Genomic DNA, 24,008 nt, shown 5'->3' with positions numbered 1-24,008 from the left:
CAAGGCGACGGTGACGCTGGATGATCAGCTTGATCCCACGCGCATAGCGCGCTGGGACAGCGTCGCAGATCAATATGAAACCCGCAAACATGCGCTGGAGAACAAATCCAGACTGGATACGGTGTATAAGCCTGCTCCGCCCGATCTGCTTTATCTGAATGATACTGCCTGGCAGATGGCCGTCGGTGACAGACGGGTGTTGCAGTTCTCGGCCCTGCGGCAGGCTAGCGGTCCCGGTGTGATTGACGCCGGCGGCCGCATAGGGCGTAACTTTGCGCCCGAACGCCAACAGGAAAGCCTGAGCCTGTTCGGTGCATTGGCCGATCACATCAGGGCACGCAGCGACAAGGGCCCAGTGGTCATCGCCAGTTACTCGCAAGGGGCGCGCGAACGCCTGACCGGCTTGATTGAAGACGAGGGCCTTGCCGAAGTCATCCCCATACCGAACGGAACGCGCATCGGCAAACGCGGCCTTCATCTGGCCGTCTGGGCCTTGGAACACGGGTTTGAAACCAAAGAGCTGACCGTCATCAGCGAACAGGACGTTTTGGGTGATCGCCTGATCCGCGCGCCCAGGAAACGCCGCAAGGCTGAAAACTTCCTGACCGAAACCCAATCGCTGAGCTCCGGCGATCTGGTTGTGCATGTTGATCATGGTGTTGGCCGCTATCAGGGCATGGAGGTGGTCACCGCTGCAGGCGCGGCGCATGAATGCCTGCTGCTGGAATATGCCGAGCAATCCAAGCTGTATCTTCCGGTCGAGAACATCGAACTGCTGTCGAAATTCGGCCACGAAGACGGCCTTCTGGACAGGCTGGGCGGCGGGGCCTGGCAGGCCAAGAAGGCCCGCCTGAAGGAACGCATTCGCGAGATGGCTGACCGGCTCATCCGCATTGCCGCCGAACGCGCCTTGCGCAGCGCTCCGGTGATGGAGCCGGAACACCACGCATGGGAAGCGTTTTCCGCCCGCTTTCCCTATGAGGAAACCGAAGACCAGCTGCGCGCCATTGGCGATGTCCTGGATGACATGGGCTCGGGGCAGCCGATGGATCGCCTGATCTGCGGTGATGTTGGCTTTGGCAAGACCGAAGTGGCCATGCGCGCCGCCTTTGTCGCGGCCATGTCGGGCACACAGGTCGCCGTGATCGCGCCAACCACGCTGCTGGCCCGTCAGCACTATGCCAGCTTTGCGGAACGGTTCCGCGGCTTTCCTGTGCGTGTGCGCCAGCTGAGCCGCTTTGTCACCGCCAAGGACGCCGCATTGACGCGCAAGGAAATGGCCGATGGCACGCTGGATATCGTCATCGGAACCCACGCGCTTCTGGCGAAAGGCACGACCTTCAAGACGCTTGGATTGCTGATCATCGACGAGGAACAGCATTTCGGCGTCGCACATAAAGAGCGCCTGAAACAGCTGCGCTCGGATATCCACGTGCTGACCCTGACCGCCACGCCGATACCGCGCACCTTGCAACTGTCACTGACGGGCGTGCGGGATCTGTCGATCATCGGCACGCCACCGGTCGATCGCCTGGCCATCCGCACCTATGTCAGCCCGTTTGATGCCATCACGATCCGCGAAGCGCTCCTGCGGGAGCATTATCGCGGCGGGCAGAGTTTTTACGTGGTTCCGCGCATCTCGGACTTGCCCGAGATCGAGGAATTCCTGCGCGAACAGGTCCCCGAAATCAGCGTTGTGGTCGCCCATGGCCAAATGGCCGCGGGAGAGCTGGATGACCGCATGAACGCCTTTTACGATGGCAAATATGATGTGCTTCTGGCCACGACCATCGTGGAATCCGGCTTGGATATTCCCACTGCCAATACCATGATCGTGCATCGTGCGGATGTCTTCGGTCTGGCGCAGCTCTATCAGATACGTGGTCGCGTGGGGCGTTCCAAAACAAGGGCTTACGCCTATCTGACAACCAAACCTCGCGCCAAACTGACACCGGCAGCCGAGAAGCGACTGCGCGTTCTGGGGTCTTTGGATACGCTGGGTGCCGGCTTTACGCTGGCCTCGCAGGACCTTGATATCAGGGGCGCGGGAAACTTGCTGGGCGAAGAGCAATCGGGCCAGATGCGCGATGTCGGATATGAGCTGTATCAGTCGATGCTGGAAGAGGCGATTGCCAAGATCAAAGCCGGAGAGATGGAGGGCCTGAGCGAAGCGGATGACCAATGGGCCCCCCAAATCAATCTGGGCGTGCCGGTCCTGATCCCCGAGGCCTATGTTCCAGATCTAGACGTCAGGCTGGGATTGTACAGGCGTCTCAGTAACTTGTCGACCAAAGTTGAACTTGAGGGATTCGCGGCCGAGTTGATCGACCGCTTTGGGACGCTGCCGCGTGAAGTGAACACGTTGATGCTGGTGGTGCGTATCAAGGCAATGTGCAAACGGGCGGGCATTGCCAAGCTGGATGGCGGGCCAAAGGGCGCGACGATCCAGTTTCACAACGACAAGTTCGCCACCCCGGAGGGGTTGGTCGAGTTCATGCATGACCAGCGCGGCATGGCCAAGGTCAAGGACAACAAGATCGTCGTGCGGCGTGACTGGAAAAGCGACAATGACAAGATCAAGGGGGCCTTTGCCATCGCCCGCGACCTTGCCGAGAAGGTCATTGCTCATCGCAAGAAAGCCAAGTCGAAAGTGTGATACAGGCCATGGGCTGGCTGTGAAATCGCAGGACATGCCATTGGCGTCTACCGCGGCGGCAGCGCCTGAAAATGTCGGTTATCCGGCGGCCATCATTGCGGCCTGGGCGCAAAAACACGACGCCCCCACAGCGCGATCCGCACGCGCCAGCGCGATATCCAGACGCTGTCTGATCTGCACGATCTCCACACTCTCACCACGTGCTTTCAGGCAGTCATGAAGCCCGCGCAACGACCAGAGGTTGTCAGGGTGCACCGTTGCGCGGCTGAGCTGTCCGCCCAGGCCCAGATCCTCGCGATAGACCGCCTCTGCCTGATCAACATGCCCTTGCTCGAACAAAAGCGCCCCCAGCGCGTGGCGCGCAGGCTGCATCCAGCCCCAGGGCTCGTCATAGGGCAGCGTATCGTCGATTTCGACCGAACGGCGCAGATGAGCAAAAGCCAGATCGAAATTCCCTTTGCGATACTCGATCTCTCCACGCAGCATTTCGACTGCAATGCCAAGCAGATCCTGAACCGTGTTATTATGCAGCAATCGCGTGGTCGGCACGCGGGCTTTGGCGGCAAGAAAAACCTGCTCTTCGGCTTCTGCGTCGTCAATTCGCCCCAGGGCTGCAAAGGCGACGGCGCGTGCATAATGGGTATTTGCGGTCAGTGTGGCGTAAAGCTCCTGATCTTCAGGCGGCTCCATCGCGATCAGATCCTCCCAGCGACCAAAGCGCATCAGGATATGCGGCTCCATGGCAAGGTAGCTTTCGAAGTAATCTGCCATGGGCGGGGAGGGGATGCGCAACATGGCTTCGGGTGTGGTGTCGAACATGCCGTGCACGGCATCCAACGCGGGCTGCATCTGACCCAGGAACATCGCGCCGTACATGATGAAATGATAGTTGTGCTGCCGGTACCCCGTATAAAGCGAAAATGCGCCTTCACGTTCGTAATACTTGAGATCCGCCTCGACTGCTTTCTGGTTCCAGTGGACCACATCGTGATACTGGCCACACAGCACGTCTATGTGAGTGGGCATATGCACCAGATGGCCGGCATCAGGGCACAGCGTGCGCAGAACATCTCCGGCTTTCAGTGCCTTTTCGGGCGTTGGCGACATCTCCATCAGGTGAACATAAAGATGCAAAAGACCGGGATGTTCCATCGCCCCGGCCAGGCTCTCCATCGCCTGCTCAAGCACCTGTTTCGCTTCGATCGTGGCCGAGCCCTCGGCGGGCTTGCCTGACGCCAGATCCCACATCTTCCATGGAGTCAGGTTCAAAAGCGCTTCGACGTAAATCGTGCGCAGGTCCAGATGATCAGGCGCTTTCGCAAAAGCCGCGCGCATCGCATTGGCGAAATCATGGTTCCAGGGATGCATATCCTCGACAAGGTCGGCCTGAGGATAGCGCGCCGGCAGCGCCTGGATCAGCGCAGCCTCGGCAATGCTGACGCCGCCCAGACGCTGGAGAGCCTCCTGCGTGGCCTCATATGACGCGGCAAGCGCACGCGCGCGTCCGGGGTCATCGAACACTTCCCAAGGCATATTATAATTCGGGCCTGACGCATAAGCCACGCCCCACCATGCCATAGCACAGTCCGGATCTGCGGCGATCGCCTTGCGGAAACACTCGACCGCTTCCTGATGATTATAGCCATAAGTCCAGATCAACCCGCGATCAAACCAAAGCTGTGCCTCGGGAACTGTCGTGCTGATGGGGCAGGAATAGCTGCCCAGATCATAATAATCGTCCATGTGGCCCTCTTGATGATGTCAGGCAGGCAGTTGCTCTTCCACACGCGCCATGGCCAGCATCAGAACAAAGGCCAGCGCAGACAAGCAGAATATTCCAAAGGTCAGGGGGAAAAGGGAGCCATTGAAGGTCAGTCCGATCGGTGCCGCGATGGCGGCTGCCACAATCGTGGCAATGCCGGAAATCGTCGAGGCGGCCATGCCCGCGATATGACCCATCGGCTCCATCGCGATTGCATTCAGGTTGCCCATCGTCGTGCCAGCCATGAAGAACACATAGGCTTGCCAAATGACGAACAGAGCAAACAGCACATCAGTATCCAGCCCGGCCACCCCGATCGGGATCATCACCCCCGCCATGATGATCTGCAGACCCAGCGACCAGGCCACCATCCGGCGCATGCCGATGCGCACCACAAGCGCTGCATTCACAAAACTTCCACTGGCCGAGACAACGGCCACCGCGCCGAACCAATAAGGAAAGCTGTCGGCGCGCTCAAAGACGACTTCGTAGATCGGCTGAACCATCGACAGCATGGCAAACAGGATCGCAAGGCACAGAGATTGCACACAGATCGACAGGCGCACCGAAGGATGCGCGAACATCTCCTGAATAGCAGACCAGAGCAACGGCCCGCGAAACGGACGACGGTTTTCCACCGCCAGAGACTCTGGCAAGCGAAGCCACATCCAGCTTACATAAATCATTGCGAAAACGATGAACGCCAGAAAGATCGACCGCCATCCCGACAGTGCGATGATGCCGGCCCCGATCAATGGGGCGAAGGCCGGAAAAATCGTGAAGATCATCATCGCGACCGAAACGATCCGCGCCATTTCGCGGCCCGAATACAGGTCACGCACAACCGCCAACGAGACGATGCGGGGTGCTGCCGCACCAAGCCCCTGCAGAACACGGGCAAATAACACAACCTCGAGCGAGGTGCTGAAATAGGCGATGGCGGCACCAAAGATATACAAGGCGGTGCCTGCAACGATCACGTTGCGACGTCCGAATGCATCCGAAAGCGGACCGGTAAAGAATGTACCAATGCCAATGCCAAGCACGAAGGAGGTCAGGATCAGCTGCGCCTGGTTGAGCGCCTGCGGGCTCAGTTCCCGCCCGATTTCAGGCAGGGCAGGAAGCATCGCATCAATCGAAAAGGCGATCGCGGCAAACATCATCGCGATCAGCGCGATGAATTCTATGCGCGACATGGCTGGTTTCATGCATCGACACTGACCTGAAAGTGTCACGGGCGACAAGGCGGATTCGACACCAGGATCAGGTTTTGTTTACAGGTTCAGTATCTTCATTGGCCGCATCCTTCTTGGTATCAAGGCGTCCGACCAACCATTCGGTATGTTCTTCGCGTTTTCGCATGGCGTAGAGGCCGAATTGCTGGACCGCCACGGCAAAAATGCCAAGCCCCAAAAAGATGAATACAGTTGTCCCGATCTTGCCCAGGGCAGTGACCGGGACAAGCGAGCCATAGCCGACTGTGGACAGGGTAATGACGGTGAAAAAATATGAATCCAGCCAGTTCCACCCTTCGACAAAGTGAAAGAACACCGTGCCTACCGTCACGATCAGCACGAGGCTCAGAACCAGCGTGATGACCTTGTAGGGGATCATGCGTTGATTTGCTCCATCAATTCCCCGATGACCTTGATCCACAACTCGGGCGGTTGCGCACCCGGCACCGCGTGCTTGCCTGCGACAATGAAGGTGGGCACCGAATTCACGCCCATTTGACGGCTGTGAGCATCCCGCGCGCGTATATCCTCAAGGTCACTGTCTGATTGCAAAAGCCGCAGCACCACCGAGGCGTCCATGTCAATGCCATCGGCAATGTCCGCCAGCGTGTCATGGCTGCCGATATCGCGACCTTCTTCAAAATAGGCCTTGAACAGCGCAGAAACAGCAGCGGTCTGGCGCCCTTCAATCCCGGCCCAATGGATCAAACGATGCGCATCCATCGTGTTGGGTGTACGCTTCATTGCCTCGAAGTTGATGCTCAGCCCCGCTTTTTCGGCCGCATCCACCACGGGCGCATAGGCACGCACCGCAGCTTCCTTGCCACCGAATTTGCCCTCAAGATAGGCGCGGCGATCCATACCTTCGGCGGGCATCTCCGGGTTCAACTGAAAGGGATGCCATTCGATCACGAAAGGATGGCCGGGCACTTGGCTCAGCGCCTTGTCCAGATGGGTCTTGCCGATATAGCACCACGGGCAGATGGGATCCGAAATGATATCAAGCTTGATGGTCGAGGCGTCATCCATGGGTCACATCCGGAGCTAGTGTTTTCAAGGCGCGTCGCAGCAGCTTGCCATTCGGGCCAGTCGGCAGATCCTGCAGATACACGTATTCTCGGGGTTGTTTGTAACGGGCCAGCGTTCGGGCTGCAAATGCCTGCAATGTGGCAACCGGGATCGGTGCCGATCCGGTGTAAAAGGCCGCGATGATGCGCACATCATCTTTCACCTGAATGTCGGTCACTCCAACGGCCTCGATGCCCGGGCAATGGGCAAGAGCCTGTTCAACCTCCAGCGGAGAGACCCGGTAGCCGCCTGCGTTCATCATGTCATCTGCGCGGCCCAGATAGTGGATCTGGTCATCTGCCGCCATGACCCCCTGGTCGCCGGTCAGGAACCATTCGCCCTGAAAGCGGGCCTGGGTCTCCTCGGGCGCGCCGAGATATTCCAACATCAACCCCGGATCATCGCGATGCACGGCGATCACGCCCTGAGTGCCTTTTGGCACTGGGCCGGCATCCCCGAGAATGGCGATACGCCGACCCCGTTGAGGCTGCCCCAAGGCCCCATCGCGCGCGGGATGGTCAGGGCAAGCCGAGATGAAGGTCGAGCATTCCGACATCCCGTAGGCCTCGAACACCGGAGTGGCTGTCGCTGTCTCCCACATGCTTCGCAGCGACGGGGACAGTTTCTCGCCCGCGGCAAGACCATGCCGCAGTCTGGGAAAGTCAATTGAATTTCCTGACATCAACATCTTTCTGTAAACACCCGGAGCTGCTGCGAAAATCGTTGCCTCGTGGAAAGCCAACAGCGCCGGGAGTGCCGCCGGTTCCGTACCCGGTTCCGGGATCAGCGCAGTGGCCCCCATTGTCCATGGGTCCATCACTCCGGTGCCCAGCGTATAGGTCCAGTTGAAGGCCCCAGCATGCAAAAGGCGGTCCTGGCCTGTCAAACCGTACCAGCCCTGCATCATCATCTGGCGTGCCCAGATTGCGCGATGCGCATGCAGAACAGCGCGAGGCTTGCCGGACGTCCCCGACGTATAGACGATGTATCCGGGACGGTTCGGATCGCCCATATGGTAGGGCGCGGGTGGCAAGTGATGCATAGCGCCAAGCGCGCTGACATCCAGCCGCGCGGGATGATCAGGGCAGGGCACGCCCGGCTGATGCAGCACCAGCGCAGGCACCAGTTCGGCGATGATGGCGGCGGTTTCCAGTTCGGTCAGTTGGGCTGAACTGGGTACGGGAACCAGCCCCGCAGCAATGGCACCAAGATAGGCCAGCGGAAACTCAGGCGTGTTTCCCAGACGCAAAAGCACAATGTCGCCGGGTGTCAGGCCACGGTCCAGCAATCCGGTTGCAATACCGCGCACGGCGGCTTCGACCTCGGCATAACTCCAGTGTCGCGCCTGTGTCCTGCCCAGCACGCTCAGCGCGGTCTTGTCCGGGTGATCGCCTGCACGCGACAGCACATGTGCGGCCATGTTGAAGGGCGCAGGGCAGGGCGGCGGCGGGCCTTGATCGAAGACGGATAACATGGCTCAATCGCTAGCGTCCCGCGCGCGGCGTTGCAAGGCCACGCCCACCAACTTATACAACAGCACATGAGCACAAAAGACCCCCGTTCCCTTATTCGGATTGCCCGTGCCACGGGTGAAGACGCGCTTGCTGAACCGCTTGATCTGGGCGCACGGGTGCGTGCGTTGCGCAAAGCGCGCAGTTGGACATTGGAACAGGCTGCCAATCAGGCCGGCCTCGCGCGATCGACCCTGTCCAAGATTGAAAACGGGCAAATGTCACCGACCTATGAAGCGCTCAAGAAACTGGCGGTGGGTCTGGAAATCTCGGTGCCTCAGCTTTTTACGGCACCGCAGGCTGAGAAAGTGAACGGGCGGATTGCGATCACGAAATCCGGCGAAGGTTCGGCCCATGTGACCGCAACCTACGAGCATGAGCTTCTTGCAGACACGCTGACCAAGAAACAGATGCTACCGTATCGCGCGCGCGTCCGGGCGCGCAGCGTCGATGAATTCGACGGCTGGGTGCGCCATGACGGCGAAGAGTTTCTATATGTTCTGACCGGGGTCGTGCGACTGTATACCGAGTTTTATGAACCCATCGACATGCGTCGGGGCGATAGCGCCTATTACGACGCCACGATGGGCCATAACGTGATTTCGGTCAGTGACGAGGATGCGAACATCCTCTGGGTCACATCGCTGGTCTAGCCTTCGGCGCGGGAACGATAGTCAAATGCCTCACGTGCGAGGTTCTCGACCATCAGGAAATCATCCAGCTCTTCGCGGGCTTCGACCATCGTCAGGTCATGCCTGTCGGCCAGGTAGCTTTCAAATCGCTGTCGATCGGCTTTGAGAAAGGGCATCGCGCTATCGTCGAGATTGGGAAAGCGCCTTTTCATTCGGGCAAACCAAAGGCCCCAATTTTCAGTCAAGTCAGACCAGGTCATAGTTCTGTCTCCCTATGGCTACCTGGCCCATGGTGTGGCGAGCACCTGACCCTGCTGTTTTTTGTATGAGTTACCGTTTCTTGTTTGTCTCACGCCGATAGATGGCACAAGCGCGCCTCAATTCAAGTCACTTCGTTACAAAAATGTGACCGCGACACAGAAAAACGGCCTAAAAACGGGCAGGTTGTATCCCAGTTGCGCGACTCAACCGATTTTGGCCCTTTGTTTTGTTGACAATTGGTGTTTTGCCAAACCGGTCGCCCGATTGAAACGGGGCTGAATATGGGGTGTTTTAGCGGGCCTCTGACCACCATACATGGGGCAGCCACTCCACACCGTCGCCATAGATCGGCAGGGTTTCGGGAAACTTCAGATCCGATGCATGGGCGATGCGTCCGACATCAAATTGCCAGATCGGGATAACATAGCGTCCCGATGTCAGCACCCGGTCCAGCGCGCGGGTGGCGGCGGTAAATTCTTGGGCCTCTTGCGCGTTCAGCATCTGGGTGATCATCGCATCGATTGCCTCTGACGCGACACCCATCAGATTGCGCGTGCCGTCGACATTCACGCCTTGTGATCCCCAATAAAGACGTTGCTCGTTCCCCGGAGACAGCGACAGATCGCGCCGGAAATCCGTCATGTCAAAATCCAGCGACGAGAGGCGTTCATTGTATTGTGCATCATCAACGACCGAGAGCTGCATTTCCATTCCCAGACGCTCAAGCGCCTTGGCATAGATGTTTATCATGGTCTGCAGATCGCCCGCGCCCTGGCGCAACAGGATCTCGAAACGAAATGGCTCACCCCGGTCGTTGATCAACTGTCCGTCACGCACCACCCATCCGGCCTGTTCCAGCAGATCCATCGCCTTGCGAAGGTTTTGTCGATTGCGCTCCGAGCCGTCGCCCTTTGGCAGAACATACCCCTCAAGCGCACCAGGAAGAAGGCTGTCGTCAAAAGGAAGCAACAGCTCCCTGACGCGGCCTGTGGCTGGTCCGGGCTGCATCGCAAGGCTCGAGTTCGAGAAATAGGATGAAATCCGGGGCTGCACGCCACCCGTCATCGCATCGTTGATGAATTCAAAGTTATAGGCATGAATCATCGCCGCGCGCACGCGCCAGTCATCAAACGGAGCTTTGCGCGTGTTCATCACAAAGCCTGTCATGCCCGATGGTTTGCGATGCGGGATCTCGGACAGTGTCACACGCCCGTCCTGAACGGCGGGAAAATCGTACCCCGTGGCCCATTTCTCGGCATTGAACTCGCGGATCGCGGTCAACTCACCGGCCTTGAAGGCCTCGAAGAGAACGGTCTGATCTCCGAAAAACTCGATGCGGATCGTCTCGAGGTTTTGCGTGCCTCGCCGCAACGGCAGATCGCGACCCCAATAGTCAGGGTTGCGCGTGAGTTCGAGAAACCTGCCAGCTTCGAAATCACCGGGGACATAGGCCCCTGTGCCGATGGGCACGGCCTCCAATCCGGATTGCGTGATGTCGGCCCCATCCCATTGCGCCTTCTTGAGGATGGGGCGCAGCCCGGCGATCAGCGCCAGTTCCCGGTTCGCCTCGGAAAATGAGAGACGCACAGAGCGCGGGCCGGTTTGTTCGATGCTTTCGATACTGGTCCACAAACCGCGATAGCGCAGATGCCCAACAGTGCCGAGGGTTTCATAGGACCAGATCACATCCTCGACGGTGACGGGCGTGCCATCCCAGAAACGCGCCTCCTCCCTCAGGGTGAATTCAACCCAAGAGCGATCCTCGGCCGTGCGAATCGATTCGGCCAGCAGCGCGTAAAGTGTGAACGGTTCATCCCAAGACCGTCCCATCAGGCTCTCATAGGACAAGAACCTCAACTGCCAGGGAGGTGTGCCTTTGGGCACGAACGGATTGAGGCTGTCAAACCCTCCGGTGTTGCCGAAAACGATCCGGCCGCCTTTGGGGGCATCAGGGTTGACATAGGGCAAAGACACAAAATCCGGTGGGAGCGCGGGCTCACCATACATAGCTATGCCATGTTTGGTCTCGGCCAGGGCTTGCGCGCAGGTACAGATCGCAAGCGCGGCCAGTCCGGCACGCAGTGATTTAAGGAAATTAACTGGTGTCACTTCGGCAACAATCCTGCTCTAATCATATTTTATTGACCACCGACCGTAACCGGGGAGTCGTTGGTTATCAAACTTTTAGCTTGGAACTGCACCGGGAATTGCATATACAGGTGTCACTGCTCGATAGGTTTCTTGCCTGTATGAAACCTGCCTCAACAACTCAACGCCCGCTTCGTGCGGGCGTTTTTTTTGCGCTGCGGGTTCGGCAATCTCCAACATAGCTTTGCTTGATCCCCAACTCGGCCGGTCGCACGGCCTGTGCTCAGTATCCTTCCAGATCTTGACGCCAGAGGGTTCGAATCGCCCGCCCGTCACAGCAATCGTGATTGCAAACTTGGCGGCCCGTTACGCCGGCTGACGGCGACATGGCGTGGCAAGGATGAACACTCACGTTGCCGAGATCACCAGCACCCGGAACAAGAAGCGCCGCGGTGAAACTCATGTATTCCTCAGGTCCAGGTTGCGTCCAGCACGCGCATCCAGTTTTCAAAGGTGATCTTTTCGATCAGAACCGCGTCATAACCGTGCCGCTCCATCGCGCGCACCAGATGTGGCAGGCCAGATGCATTGCCGATCAAGGCAGGAACAATCGCTCCATCAAAATCAGAGCCGATCGCGATGCTGTCGCTGCCCGCTTTGGCCATCATGTGATCCAGATGCGCCAGCATGATGTCGAACCCGACCTCAGGCAGCATCTTCCCATCCGGTCTGAGCATGGCAGTGGCAAAATTCAAACCGACCACGCCGCCTGACTCTCCCAGCGCCTTCAACTGCTCATCAGTCAGGTTGCGGCTGTGCGGGCAGATCGCATGCGCGTTGGAATGCGTGGCCACCAGCGGTGCCTGGGTGGTCTTGGCCACATCCCAGAAACCCGCCTCGGTGATGTGGGACAGGTCAATCACCAGACCCCGCGCGTTGCAGTGTTCGATCAGGCGGAACCCATCCGCTGTCAGGCCGGGGCCGGTATCGGGGCCCGACGGAAAGCGGAACGGAACGCCCGCCCCGAAACGAGTCGGGCGGCTCCAGACCGGACCCAGCGAACGCAGGCCCATGTCATAGAGACGATCCAGCATGGTGAATTCCGGATCAATCGGCTCACACCCCTCCAGATGAAGGATCGCAGCGATCTGACCTTTGGAGACGCAGCTGCGGATCTGGTCCGTTGTGGTGCAGATGCTCAACCAGCCAGCCTCCTGAAGCGCGACCAGAACGGCAGCTTCGGCCAAGGCAATGTCCTGGGCCTCCTCCAGCTCAATCCGAGGCGGCAAAGGCAGATCATAGCTGGTTTGGCGCATCTGGGCCGTGAGATTGGCCAGATCCCCTCTGGATGGAACCCAGATCGCAAAAAAGCCCCCCACCATGCCGCCCTTTTGCATCTTGGGCAGATCAAGATGGCCGGTCAGACCGCTTGCAAACTTGTCGGTATCGCCCGATTTCAGCAGCTTGGTCAGCAAATCATTGTGGCCGTCAAAAATCGGCATGGTTCATCCCTTCCTGTTGGCCTTGAGCATGGCTTGACCGCGCGCCCGGAAACATCGCCCGCCAAAGGCACCCGGTTCGGTATGTTCCGGGACGGGTCATGGCGGCGTTTCTATGCGTCTGACCGGCATTTGCCAATCTGCGCTGTTTTCTTTGCACTTGCAGCATGGCAGGATGACACCGAACGCAGTCAGGAAGGAAATCTCATGTCTCTCAAGGGAAAAACCGCCGTAATCACGGGATCGAACTCAGGGATTGGACTGGGCATTGCTTGGGAAATGGCACGTGCAGGTGCGGATATCGTCCTGAACTCCTTCACCGACCGGGATGAAGATCACGCACTGGCCAAGCAGATCGCGGATGAAACAGGCGTAGGCGCGCGCTATATCAAGGCCGACATGTCAAACGGCAGCGCGTGCCGCGCGCTGATCGAACAGGCCGGGGTCTGTGATATCCTGATCAACAACGCAGGCATTCAACACGTCTGTCCGATTGACGAATTTCCGATCGACAAATGGGACGCGATCATCGCCATCAACCTCAATTCGGCGTTTCACACCACGGCTGCCGCCCTGCCGATGATGCGCAAGGCGGGCTGGGGCAGGGTGGTCAATATCGCCTCTGCCCATGGCTTGACGGCATCGCCCTACAAGGCGGCCTATGTGGCGGCAAAGCATGGTATCGTGGGCATGACGAAGACCGTGGCACTGGAAACCGCGCGCGAGCCCATCACCGCCAATGCCATCTGTCCGGGATATGTGCTGACCCCACTGGTCGAAGCCCAAATCCCCGATACAATGAAAAAATACGACATGAGCCGCGATGAGGTGATTGAAAAGGTCATGCTCGAGCGGCAACCCTCGAAGGAATTCGCGACGGTCGAACAATTGGGGGGAACCGCGGTGTTTTTGTGCTCGGATGCCGCGGCACAGATTACCGGCACAACCATCAGCGTCGATGGCGGATGGACCGCGTTATGAGCGAGCAAAACCCCGATTATCTGGTGCAGAATGAGGACTTCCCCGGAGCGCGACTGCGGGATGCGCGGCTGGATGAGGCCGAATTCCAGGATGTTTCCCTGCGCAACGCCGCGTTCAACGATACCGATCTGTCGGGTGCACGGTTCCATGATGTGAACCTGAGCGAGATCGAGATGAAAAACGTCCGCATGGTGGGGGCGGTGATTGATCACGCCAACCTGACCAATGTTGCGATCAGCAATGCCAACCTTGCGGGAATGACCATCAACGGGATCATGGTGACGGACTTGCTGCGCAAATGGGAAGACGCGTGACGGCCCGTCGCATCAATCTTGCTTTGCAGGGTGGTGGAGCGCATGGCGCGTTCACTTGGGGCGTGCTGGATCGCCTGCTGGAAGAAGACAGCATCGAGATTGCAGGGATGTCGGGCACATCCGCCGGAGCGCTGAACGGGGCCGCTTTGAAATCCGGCATGCTGGCAGGGGGGCGCGAGGGCGCGCGTGAAAACCTCGACTGGCTCTGGGGTCAGGTCGGTGCGGTCGAAGATTCGCGCATGACCGCATGGATGCAGGGGATCGACCCCTCTGTCATTGCGCAGTCGATCGAGTATTCAGTGCCATTCTCTCTGGCGGATACCTGGTCGCGGATGGTCTCGCCCTACAGCTATGGGCCGTTTTACCGCAACCCGCTGCAATCCATTGTCGACAAGTTCAATTTCGATCGGGTCTGCGCCGATGCGGGGCCGCGCCTGTTCATTTGTGCCACATCCGTGCGCACCGGGAAGATCCGGGTGTTCAGCGGCGAAGATATCTCGACCGACGCGATCCTGGCATCGGCCTGTCTGCCGACCATGTTTCAAGCGGTCGAGATCGAAGATCCGAAGACCGGGCGACTGGAGGCCTATTGGGATGGCGGTTACACGGGGAATCCCGCGCTGTTCCCACTGTTTGGCAAAGGTCTGCCTGCCGATATCGTCATCGTTAACATCAACCCTTTGGAGCGTGAAAAACGCCCCATCACACCGCAGCAAATCCAGAACAGGATCAACGAGATCAGCTTCAACTCGTCGCTGTTTCGCGAATTGCGGGCGATTTCCTTTGTTCAGCGTTTGCTGGACACAGGCCAGTTGAAGCCGGGCAGCATGGCGCGGATCCATGTTCATCTGATCGCCGATGATGCGCTAATGAATGATCTGTCGGTGGCGACGAAACTTGTTCCCACCGCCCCTGTTCTCAAACGTCTGAAGGAAGCCGGTCGCGAGGCCGCCGAACTCTTTATCGAACGCGATGCGCCAAACCTGGGTCAAGACAGCAGCGTGGACTTGCGCGCAATGTTTGAGTGACCGCTCAATCGCGAGAATGGACAAGTTCCAGCCGGGGTGCCGGGAAAAACCGTGCCTGTGCCTCTGCCAGTGCGCGCTGGCGGTCATCGGCCTGAACGTCCCAACAGCAGACAGGCACCGCGCTATGCTCGACGATATCCAGCCGATAGGCATCTGACAAAACCGGGCCCGTTATCGAAAGCGCACCCAGCGCACGGCTGATATGGCCCATTTCGCAGCGCATCGGAAGCAGGATCAAGGATCCGGACAGATCCGGGGCGCGCGATTGCAGGCTCAGAGCCTGAACCTTGGCTTCGATCTTGCAGGGGCCCGAGAAACACGCCTCCAGAGCCGTGCTCACATCGCTGCGTGCCTGCGTGCGGAAAAAGGACGAAAACGGCATGCCTCGGACTTCCATCCCCGTCAATTGCCTCAGATGTGATCCCGCGATGCGAAACCGCGCAAGACCCGGCGCGATGCGTTCCAGGATAAAGACATATTCCAGCACATCGCGCAGACCCTGCGGCGAGACCTGTGCGCGCGACGGAACACGCCCATCCTGGCACAGGGCAGACCAATAGGCCTCGACCAGCCGAATGGCCTGACGCGGTCGCGCGGTGCGATCCGCATGGAGATGGATGATGTTTTCGACGGGCGCTGTTTTCTGATCTGTCATAGCAAACGGGCTCCGGAACGGATGCGAACGTCCTGAGAGGCCAGACAAACAGAGTTCCGTGGCCGCTTCGTCAGGACTCAATTTCGCTTAAGACTGATTATTGATGTCTTAATATGCACTTTTTTGTTCAAACATGTGAGGGTTTTTAACCGCATTGGTTAATCCGGCGGAGGATCGCCGGGGGTTGCCCTGATGGGTTCATTGGCATTAGGTGCGCCCAAGCAATTTCGGGGGTTTCATGATCAAGTCCATGACAGGTTTTGCCTCGGCAAAAGGTGCTCTCGCCCCGTTCAACTGGGGTTGGGAGCTGCGTTCGGTCAATGCCAAGGGCCTGGACCTGCGTCTGCGTGTGCCCGATTGGATCGCCGGGTTGGAAGCGGGTTTGCGCGCGCAACTGGGTCAGGCCATTCAACGGGGCAGCGTGACCCTGTCGCTGAGGGTGACGCGTGCCGACACGGGCGGTGAGCTGGTTCTGAACCGCGGTGCGCTGGATGCCGTTCTGACCGCTTTGGCCGAGGCAGAGGCCGAAGCGCTGGATCGAGGCGTGACACTGGCCCCGTCAACCGGGAGCGACCTGCTGGCTCTGCGCGGTGTTCTGGAAGCGGGCTCCGACGAAGATGACACAACTGCTCTGGGAAAGGCGCTTCTGGCCCAAGCAGAGGAACTGATCGCCGATTTCGTCAGGATGCGTGCCGATGAGGGGCATGCCCTCAATGCGATCCTGCGCGCGCAGCTCGATCAGGTGGCATCGCTCACCGGAGAAGCTGCCACTCTCGCCGAAGCCCGCAAGGACGACATGGCCGCGGCCCTCAAGGCCAACCTCGCCCGCGTGATGGAGCATGCAGAACATGCCGATCCCCAGCGCGTGGCGCAGGAACTGGCCCTCATGGCGGTCAAGGCGGACATCACCGAAGAGATCGACCGTCTGGGTGCACATATCACCGCCACCCGCGCGCTGCTGGATGAAAGCGGATCGGTGGGCCGCAAGCTTGATTTCCTGATGCAGGAGTTCAACCGCGAGGCCAACACGCTGTGTTCCAAGGCACAGTCAAGCGAACTGACGGCGGTAGGACTGTCGCTCAAGGCCGTGATTGACCAGATGCGGGAACAGGTTCAGAACGTCGAATAGGGGACATCATGGCAGACCGGCGCGGACTTCTGATCATTCTCAGCTCACCCTCGGGGGCGGGCAAATCCACCTTGGCCGGACGGCTGCGTGACTGGGACCCCTCGATCGTGTTTTCGGTTTCCGCCACCACGCGCGCACCGCGCGAGGGCGAAGTGGACGGGCAGCATTACCGATTCACCTCGGACAGCGAATTCAAGGCGATGGTCTCTGATGGAGAGATGCTTGAACATGCGCATGTGTTCGGCAATTTCTACGGCTCGCCCATGGGGCCTGTGCAGGAGGCGATCGATTCAGGGCATGATGTTCTGTTTGATATCGACTGGCAGGGTGCCCAGCAGATCCGCAACTCGGCCCTTGGTCAGAACACGCTGTCGATCTTTCTCCTGCCGCCCTCGATCAACGAACTGCGCCGCCGTCTGGAAGGGCGCGGACAGGACAGCGACGATGTGATCGCAAAGCGCATGCAGAAAAGCTGGGATGAGATCAGCCATTGGGATGGCTATGATTTCGTGCTTGTGAACGACAATCTGGATGCAACAGAAGAGCAACTGAAAACCATCATCACCGCCACCCGCCTGCGCCGCTCGCAACAGCCTGACCTGAACGAGCATGTGCGCAAGCTTCAGGCCGAATTCGAGGAACGCACATGAGCATTTACGCATTGGGCGACAAGGTGCCCCAGATCCACGCCGACACTTGGGTGGCACCGGACGCCAATCTCATCGGCCTCGTGGTTCTGGAAGAGGCTGTGTCGGTCTGGTTCGGAGCGACGATCCGGGCCGATCACGAAATCATCCGGATCGGGCGGGGCTCGAACGTGCAGGAAAATTCGGTGATGCATATTGATGCAGGTTATCCGCTGACCATCGGCGAGAATTGCACCATCGGTCACAAGGTCATGCTGCATGGCTGCACCATCGGCAACAACACCCTGATCGGAATGGGGGCCACGGTGCTGAACGGCGCCAGGATCGGCAATAACTGCCTGATTGGCGCAGGAGCCCTCATCACCGAGAACAAGGTTATCCCCGATGGCAGCCTGGTCATGGGCGCACCTGGCAAAGTCGTGCGTGAACTGGATGCAGCCGGCATCCAGTCGATCACGGCCAGCGCGCTGAATTATCAGCACAACATGCGTGAGTTCCGCGACGCCCTGAAAGTCATCGCATGAAAAACGACAAGGGATCCCTGATCCGCCCTGTTCCGCTGCCCCATAGTGCCAGCAGGCCGGTTGTGACGCCCCTGTCGCCCTCGGTGGTCTATTCAAGCGACACGCCCGATGCGCTGGATGCACAATACGAGGGCCGCGTGCAGGGGTATACCTATGCGCGCGAGGGACACCCGAATGCCGACGTTGTCGCCCGTCGCATGGACGCGCTGGAAGGCTATGAGAACGGAACCGTGTTGGGCTCGGGTATGGCGGCGGTCAGCGCGGTCTTGCTGGGGCTGCTGAAAACCTCGGATCATGTGGTTGGCGGCAATCAGCTCTATGGGCGCTCGTTGCGGATGATGGCAGAAGACCTGCCGCGCATGGGGATCACCACGTCGCTGGCCGATCCGGCGGATGTTGATGCGATGGCCGCCGCGATCCGCCCCGAGACCAAGATGATCCTTGTCGAGGTGGTTTCGAACCCGACGCTGCGGCTGGCCGATATCCAAGGTCTGGCACAGCTTGCCCGCGACAAGGGCGTTCTGCTGGTGGTCGACAACACCTTCACCACGCCGCGCGGGTTCCGACCCGTCGACTGGGGGGCCGATATTGTCATCCAGTCGCTTACCAAGCTGCTTGCTGGCCATTCGGATGTCACACTGGGCTATGTCGCAGCCAGGGATCAGGCCCTCAACGACCGGATGCGCGTCTTTGCCGTGACCACGGGACTGACGCCAAGCCCGTTCGACTGCTGGCTGGCTGAACGCGGTCTGCTGACGTTCGAGCTGCGCTATGACCGGGCGCAGGCAACCGCTGCGCTGCTGGCAGATCATCTGGCCACGCTGCCGGGCGTGAAACGCGTGCTCTATCCGGGTCGCCCGGATCATCCCGACTATGCGCGGGCACAGGCTCTGCTGGGTCCACAAACGGGCAACATGGTGAGCTTTGAACTGAACGGTGGCCGGGCGGCGGCCAACGCCTTCACGCGCGGCGCACAGGGTCTCAGCTTTGCGCCCACATTGGGCGACGTGGGCACGACACTGTCACACCCGGCCTCTTCCTCGCATCGCGCACTGACCCCCGAAGGACGCGCCGCCTTGGGCATCAGCGAAGGATTCTTCCGGGTTTCCGTGGGCCTGGAAGACCCCGAAGCCCTCAAGGACGTGTTCACCATCGCCGTGGCCGAGGCCATGGAGCAGGGTTAGACCGCATGAGCCACCCGGTCGATCTTATCCGCGCAGCACTTGACGCGATCCCGCTTCCGACGCTGTTGGTGGATCGCACCGAACGCATCGTGGCCAGCAACGCAGATGCGCAGACCCTGCTGGGCGCGCAGATCGAAAACCGCCATTTCGCCACCATCCTGCGCCAGCCGCCCATCCTCGATGCCATCGAAGGCTGCTTGCGCGACGGGCTGCCCAAGACCGCGCAATACCTCTCGAATGATGGCGCGCAGGATACGACATTCACCGTCTCCTGCCGGTTCGTGCCCGGCGTGGGCGTGCGCGAGGCAGGCGGCGTTCTGGTCAGTTTTCAGGACATTACCCATGTCGAACAAGCCGGTCAGATGCGCCGCGATTTTGTGGCCAATGTCAGCCACGAACTGCGCACGCCCTTGACGGCGCTGATGGGGTTCATCGAAACCCTGCGTGGCCCGGCCAAGGATGACGCGCCAGCACGCGCGCGCTTTCTGGACATCATGGAGGGCGAGGCCGCGCGGATGAACCGGCTGGTTGGTGACCTTCTGTCGCTGAGCCGGGTCGAGGAAGACGAGCGGGTTCGCCCCAAGGACCAAGTCGATATCGTGGCGCAACTGAACTCGACCCTGCACAGCCTGCGTCCTCTGGCCGATGAGGCCGGCATCAGCATGACATTGGATGCCGCTCCGGGCCCTTTGATGATCACCGGAGATGGAGATCAGCTTCGTCAGGTTTTCACCAACCTTGTTGAAAACGCGATAAAATACGGCAACAGAGGCGGTGAAGTCCGCCTGATCGTGACCGATCATGACCGCGATGGTGCCTTGCGCGCGCCCTCGGTACGGGTGCAGGTCGCGGATGATGGGCCGGGCATTGATCCGGTGCATCTGCCACGCCTGACCGAACGGTTTTACCGCGCCGACAGCCACCGCTCGCGCGAACTGGGCGGAACAGGGCTGGGGCTTGCGATTGTCAAACACATCGTGAACCGCCATCGCGGGCGACTGCGTGTCAGCAGCGATGTGGGGCAGGGTGCCAGTTTTACTGTCATACTGCCGAAGTAACCCCGGACTATTGAGGGTTGGAAGATCATGGGCGGGGCACTAGGGTCGCGCTCGAACAGGATACGACAAAAGTGAGGACGGTGCAGATGGAAGATGCGCGCAGGGTTGAGACCGCGTCGGACGCAGCCGACATTAAAATCAGCGCCCGCAATGTGCAGGTCTACTATGGTCAGAACCATGCGATCAAGGATGTAAACGTCGAAATCGTGGACAAGACCGTAACCGCCTTTATCGGCCCCTCGGGCTGCGGGAAATCAACTTTCTTGCGTTGTATCAACAGGATGAACGACACAATTGATATCGCGCGCATTGAAGGTCTGATCCTTCTGGACGGCGAAGATATCTATGATCCGGCGGTCGATCCGGTTCAGTTGCGCGCGCGGGTGGGGATGGTGTTTCAGAAGCCAAACCCGTTTCCCAAGTCGATCTATGACAATGTCGCATATGGGCCCAAGATCCATGGCATGGCGCGTTCGAAGGCGGATCTGGATGAAATCGTCGAACGTGCCCTGCGCCGGGCGGCGATCTGGGAAGAAGTCAAGGACCGGCTGAACGAGCCCGGCACCGGGCTTTCAGGCGGGCAGCAACAGCGTCTGTGCATCGCCCGCGCCATCGCGACCGAGCCCGAAGTGTTGCTCATGGATGAGCCATGCTCGGCTCTCGATCCGATCGCCACGGCGCAGGTTGAAGAATTGATCGATGAGCTGCGGCGCAACTACTCGGTTGTAATCGTTACACATTCCATGCAACAAGCCGCGCGTGTATCCCAGCGGACGGCCTTTTTTCACCTCGGACATCTGGTAGAATATGGCGACACCAGCCAGATATTCACCAATCCCGAGGATCCGCGCACGGAGAGCTATATCACCGGACGGATCGGGTAACAGGAGAGACCCATGTCGGATCAGCATATACAATCCGCCTTTGACCGCGATCTGGAACAGATACAGGCCAACATCATGAAGATGGGCGGCCTTGTCGAATCCGCAATCCGTCTGGGGGCGCAATCCCTTGTGGCACGCGACGAGGAACTGGCCGAAGAGGTGCGGCGCGGCGATCTGGCAATCGATGCTCTGGAAGAACAGATCAACGAGGACGCCGCCCGCGTCATCGCATTGCGTGCACCCACCGCGATTGATCTGCGGCTGGTTCTGAGCGTGATGAAGATCAGCGCCAATCTGGAGCGGATCGGTGATTATGCAAAGAACATCGCCAAACGGACCACTGTTCTGGCACAGATGAGACCGGTCGAAGACAACACGGTGGCGCTCAAGCGCATGGCCCGTGAGGTCGAGCTGATGCTGAAGGATGCCTTGGATGCCTATGTCCATCGCGACGCCGATCTTGCAGAAGACATCATCGAGCGCGACCGCGATGTGGACCAGATGTACAACGCCTTGTTCCGCGAATACCTGACCTTCATGATGGAAGACCCGCGCAACATAACCGCTTGTATGCACTTGCATTTCATCGCCAAGAATATCGAGAGGATGGGCGATCACGCCACCTCGATCGCCGAGCAGGTGGTCTATCTTGTCACCGGCGCGCGCCCCGATGAACTGCGCCCGAAAGCCGACAGCACCTCGACCGCGCCGCCCGCAGCCTCCTAACGCGGGAGCGGATCTTCGGGCTGGGCCTGACCGGCCAGCCATTCACGAAACTGGGCCAGCGCCGGGTTTGCCCCACGGTCGCGGGGCCAGACCAGATAGTATGCGCCCCGCGCATCCGCACCCGGCCCGAACGGGCTGACCAGACGGCGCGCGGCAAGGTCCTGTTCGGCCAGGTAATCGGGCAGAAGCGCTATGCCCAGACCATGCAGAGCGGCCTGAACGATGGTCGAATACTGGTCGTAGATGGTGCCGTTCAGGGGCTGGCTTGCGTCGACGCCCTGCGCTTTCAACCAATCGGCCCAGGCATCCGGGCGCGTCTGGATATGCAGCAGGGGATAGCGCAGCACATCCTGCGCGCACGCAGTCCTGTCGCGCAGTTCAGGCGCACATACGGGGATCATGCGCTCATGGCGCAACAGCAGCCGGTCGGTCCCGGGCCAGTCCCCCGTGCCATAGTGCAAAGCGGCGTCATAGCCATGCGAGGCAAAGTTGAACGGAACCAGTTCGGTGCCCATGTTGATGGTAATCTGTGGGTGGCGACGGGCGAAATCCGGCAGCCTTGGCATCAGCCAACGCATTCCAAACGCTGGTAAAATCGCCAGATTCAGTTGACCGCCAGCCGGGCGGGCCTGCAGGCGCAACGAGGCCTGCGCAATCGTCTGCAGCGCCTGCCGGATCTCGGCGGCATAGGCCTGCGCGGGATCTGTCAGGGTCAGTTTCTTGGCGTCACGTTGCACCAGAACCATGCCCATCTGACGCTCGAGCGCCTGAATCTGACGGCTGACCGCACCTTGTGTCAGGGACAGTTCCTGCGCCGCCGCAGACGCACTGCCCAGACGGTCAAGTGCTTCGAGGGCGCGCAGAGACGCGATGGAGGGAAGGAAGCGGCGAGGGGCGATCATGTATGTGCTTTTGTCATAGGTTGGCGAGAAAGTCTCGGTGTTTTTCATCGGCGTGATCGTGTATGCATGCGCCAGATTGACCGTTTTGTACGCCTTCCAAGGGGGGCGTTGTACAAATCCAACCCCCGAGGAGGGTCTGAAAGATGAATATTCAGTCAACACCCAAGCCCGCGCTGAAAGCCAAGGACGCCCCTGATCTGGGCCGGTTTGATTGGTCGGACGCCCTGCGCCTGTCGGACCAATTGTCCGATGATGAGCGCATGATGGCTGAAAGTGCGCATAGCTTTGCACAGGAAAAACTGCAGCCCCGTGTCACCGCAGCGTTCGCCAATGAGGAGACCGATCCCGGTATCTTCCGTGAGATGGGCGATATGGGTCTGCTGGGCATCACCATTCCCGCGGAATACGGCGGGTTGGGGTCATCTTACGTGTCTTACGGTCTGGTTGCGCGTGAGATCGAGCGGGTGGACAGCGGCTATCGTTCGATGATGTCGGTGCAAAGCTCGCTGGTGATGTATCCGATCTATGCCTATGGCAGCGAAGAGCAGCGCAAGAAATATCTGCCCGGCCTGTCTTCGGGTGAGTTGATCGGCTGTTTCGGCCTGACCGAACCCGATGCGGGCAGCGATCCGGCGGGGATGAAGACCCGCGCCGTGAAAACGGCGAATGGCTACAAGCTGACGGGATCCAAGATGTGGATTTCGAACGCGCCGATTGCGGATGTGTTCGTGGTCTGGGCGAAATCGGAAGAGCATGGCGGACGCATTCGCGGCTTTATCCTGGAAAAGGGCATGACCGGCCTGAGCGCGCCGAAGATCGAGAACAAGATGTCTCTGCGCGCCTCGATCACCGGTGAGATCGTGATGGATGGTGTCGAAGTGGGCGAAGACGCCCTGCTGCCCCATGTCGAGGGTCTGAAGGGGCCGTTCGGCTGTCTGAACCGCGCGCGCTATGGCATTTCCTGGGGCGTTCTGGGTGCGGCAGAGTTCTGCTGGCATGCGGCGCGGCAATACGGGCTGGATCGCCACCAGTTCGACAAGCCTCTGGCGCAGACACAGCTGTTTCAAAAGAAACTGGCCGATATGCAGACCGAAATCGTGCTGGGGCTGCAGGCCTCGTTGCAGGTCGGACGTCTGATGGATGAGGCCAAGGCCGCGCCCGAGATGATCTCGATCGTCAAGCGCAACAACTGCGGCAAGGCTCTGGATATCGCGCGCATGTCGCGTGACATGCATGGCGGCAATGGCATCAGCCTGGAATTCCA

General features: G+C 59.5%; 23 protein-coding genes. 13 read left to right on the top strand and 10 right to left on the bottom strand.

Annotated elements, in window-relative coordinates:
* A partial coding sequence (gene mfd, locus WAO69_RS12395) for a transcription-repair coupling factor (RefSeq protein WP_422179550.1) occupies positions 1-2,656 on the top strand: 2,656 nt, incomplete at its 5' end.
* A 78-nt stretch (positions 2,657-2,734) separates the two neighbouring features.
* Here the strand turns inward: mfd and WAO69_RS12390 are convergent.
* The 5 genes from WAO69_RS12390 to WAO69_RS12370 are packed head-to-tail and all read right to left on the bottom strand — an operon-like array spanning position 2,735 to position 8,195.
* Positions 2,735-4,399 carry a hypothetical protein gene (locus tag WAO69_RS12390; protein WP_422179548.1) on the bottom strand — a complete coding sequence of 555 codons (1,665 nt, stop codon included), beginning with the start codon at positions 4,397-4,399 and terminating at the stop codon, positions 2,735-2,737.
* Between the two features lie 18 nt (positions 4,400-4,417).
* On the bottom strand, positions 4,418-5,626 hold the full coding sequence (locus WAO69_RS12385) for an MFS transporter (protein WP_422179546.1): 1,209 nt from the start codon (positions 5,624-5,626) through the stop codon (positions 4,418-4,420).
* Between the two features lie 55 nt (positions 5,627-5,681).
* Complete coding sequence (locus WAO69_RS12380) at positions 5,682-6,032, bottom strand: potassium channel family protein (RefSeq protein WP_422179544.1); 351 nt, start codon at positions 6,030-6,032, stop codon at positions 5,682-5,684.
* Positions 6,029-6,682 carry a DsbA family oxidoreductase gene (locus WAO69_RS12375; protein WP_422179542.1) on the bottom strand — a complete coding sequence of 218 codons (654 nt, stop codon included), beginning with the start codon at positions 6,680-6,682 and terminating at the stop codon, positions 6,029-6,031. Before WAO69_RS12375 ends, WAO69_RS12380 begins: the two co-directional genes overlap by 4 nt.
* Positions 6,675-8,195, bottom strand: coding sequence for a class I adenylate-forming enzyme family protein (locus tag WAO69_RS12370; RefSeq protein ID WP_422179540.1), 1,521 nt, complete (start codon positions 8,193-8,195; stop codon positions 6,675-6,677). Before WAO69_RS12370 ends, WAO69_RS12375 begins: the two co-directional genes overlap by 8 nt.
* 66 nt (positions 8,196-8,261) lie before the next feature.
* Here WAO69_RS12370 and WAO69_RS12365 point away from each other — a divergent pair, with 66 nt between their 5' ends.
* Positions 8,262-8,885 carry a helix-turn-helix domain-containing protein gene (locus WAO69_RS12365; RefSeq protein ID WP_422179538.1) on the top strand — a complete coding sequence of 208 codons (624 nt, stop codon included), beginning with the start codon at positions 8,262-8,264 and terminating at the stop codon, positions 8,883-8,885.
* Here the strand turns inward: WAO69_RS12365 and WAO69_RS12360 are convergent.
* From WAO69_RS12360 to WAO69_RS12350, 3 genes are all read right to left on the bottom strand, one after another.
* Positions 8,882-9,076, bottom strand: a complete 195-nt coding sequence (locus tag WAO69_RS12360) for a hypothetical protein (protein WP_422179536.1) — start codon at positions 9,074-9,076, stop codon at positions 8,882-8,884. The two genes, WAO69_RS12365 and WAO69_RS12360, sit on opposite strands and share 4 nt — an antisense overlap.
* 340 nt (positions 9,077-9,416) lie before the next feature.
* Positions 9,417-11,132 (bottom strand): extracellular solute-binding protein, encoded by a 1,716-nt coding sequence (locus tag WAO69_RS12355; protein WP_422179554.1) that lies wholly within the window; start codon positions 11,130-11,132, stop codon positions 9,417-9,419.
* A 551-nt stretch (positions 11,133-11,683) separates the two neighbouring features.
* Positions 11,684-12,715, bottom strand: a complete 1,032-nt coding sequence (locus WAO69_RS12350; RefSeq protein ID WP_422179534.1) for a dipeptidase — start codon at positions 12,713-12,715, stop codon at positions 11,684-11,686.
* A gap of 204 nt (positions 12,716-12,919) precedes the next feature.
* Between WAO69_RS12350 and WAO69_RS12345 the strand changes: the two genes are divergently transcribed.
* The 3 genes from WAO69_RS12345 to WAO69_RS12335 are packed head-to-tail and all read left to right on the top strand — an operon-like array spanning position 12,920 to position 15,035.
* Entirely contained in the window at positions 12,920-13,693 is a 774-nt protein-coding gene (locus WAO69_RS12345) for a 3-hydroxybutyrate dehydrogenase (RefSeq protein WP_422179532.1), read from the top strand.
* Positions 13,690-14,007: a pentapeptide repeat-containing protein gene (locus WAO69_RS12340; RefSeq protein WP_422179530.1), complete on the top strand. Its 318-nt coding sequence runs from the start codon at positions 13,690-13,692 to the stop codon at positions 14,005-14,007. Before WAO69_RS12345 ends, WAO69_RS12340 begins: the two co-directional genes overlap by 4 nt.
* On the top strand, positions 13,992-15,035 hold the full coding sequence (locus tag WAO69_RS12335; protein WP_422179528.1) for a patatin-like phospholipase family protein: 1,044 nt from the start codon (positions 13,992-13,994) through the stop codon (positions 15,033-15,035). The genes WAO69_RS12340 and WAO69_RS12335 overlap by 16 nt, the downstream gene beginning before the upstream one ends.
* Before the next feature lie 4 nt (positions 15,036-15,039).
* Here the strand turns inward: WAO69_RS12335 and WAO69_RS12330 are convergent, their stop codons facing one another.
* On the bottom strand, positions 15,040-15,690 hold the full coding sequence (locus WAO69_RS12330) for a PAS domain-containing protein (RefSeq protein WP_422179526.1): 651 nt from the start codon (positions 15,688-15,690) through the stop codon (positions 15,040-15,042).
* A 238-nt stretch (positions 15,691-15,928) separates the two neighbouring features.
* Between WAO69_RS12330 and WAO69_RS12325 the strand changes: the two genes are divergently transcribed.
* The 7 genes from WAO69_RS12325 to phoU all read left to right on the top strand — a co-directional run bounded on the left by WAO69_RS12325 (position 15,929) and on the right by phoU (position 21,842).
* Positions 15,929-16,819, top strand: a complete 891-nt coding sequence (locus WAO69_RS12325; RefSeq protein WP_422179524.1) for a YicC/YloC family endoribonuclease — start codon at positions 15,929-15,931, stop codon at positions 16,817-16,819.
* Positions 16,820-16,827: 8 nt separating this feature from the next.
* On the top strand, positions 16,828-17,469 hold the full coding sequence (gene gmk / locus WAO69_RS12320) for a guanylate kinase (protein WP_422179522.1): 642 nt from the start codon (positions 16,828-16,830) through the stop codon (positions 17,467-17,469).
* Complete coding sequence (locus tag WAO69_RS12315; protein WP_422179520.1) at positions 17,466-17,990, top strand: gamma carbonic anhydrase family protein; 525 nt, start codon at positions 17,466-17,468, stop codon at positions 17,988-17,990. Before gmk ends, WAO69_RS12315 begins: the two co-directional genes overlap by 4 nt.
* Positions 17,987-19,174, top strand: a complete 1,188-nt coding sequence (locus WAO69_RS12310; protein ID WP_422179518.1) for a trans-sulfuration enzyme family protein — start codon at positions 17,987-17,989, stop codon at positions 19,172-19,174. The genes WAO69_RS12315 and WAO69_RS12310 overlap by 4 nt, the downstream gene beginning before the upstream one ends.
* Positions 19,175-19,179: 5 nt before the next feature.
* Positions 19,180-20,232 carry a sensor histidine kinase gene (locus WAO69_RS12305; RefSeq protein ID WP_422179516.1) on the top strand — a complete coding sequence of 351 codons (1,053 nt, stop codon included), beginning with the start codon at positions 19,180-19,182 and terminating at the stop codon, positions 20,230-20,232.
* 86 nt (positions 20,233-20,318) lie between these two features.
* Complete coding sequence (gene pstB / locus WAO69_RS12300; protein ID WP_422179514.1) at positions 20,319-21,116, top strand: phosphate ABC transporter ATP-binding protein PstB; 798 nt, start codon at positions 20,319-20,321, stop codon at positions 21,114-21,116.
* Between the two features lie 12 nt (positions 21,117-21,128).
* Positions 21,129-21,842, top strand: coding sequence for a phosphate signaling complex protein PhoU (gene phoU / locus WAO69_RS12295; protein WP_422179512.1), 714 nt, complete (start codon positions 21,129-21,131; stop codon positions 21,840-21,842).
* Here the strand turns inward: phoU and WAO69_RS12290 are convergent.
* Positions 21,839-22,744: a LysR substrate-binding domain-containing protein gene (locus tag WAO69_RS12290; protein WP_422179552.1), complete on the bottom strand. Its 906-nt coding sequence runs from the start codon at positions 22,742-22,744 to the stop codon at positions 21,839-21,841. The genes phoU and WAO69_RS12290 overlap by 4 nt on opposite strands.
* Positions 22,745-22,887: 143 nt before the next feature.
* On the opposite strand from WAO69_RS12290, the gene WAO69_RS12285 reads away from it, so the two are divergent.
* A partial coding sequence (locus WAO69_RS12285; protein ID WP_422179510.1) for an acyl-CoA dehydrogenase family protein occupies positions 22,888-24,008 on the top strand: 1,121 nt, incomplete at its 3' end.

This window comes from Aestuariivita sp., assembly GCF_049276915.1.
Lineage (GTDB): Bacteria > Pseudomonadota > Alphaproteobacteria > Rhodobacterales > Rhodobacteraceae > Aestuariivita.
The sequence above is the reverse complement of the archived record's forward strand: the minus strand, read 5'-3'. Positions and strand labels throughout refer to the sequence as shown.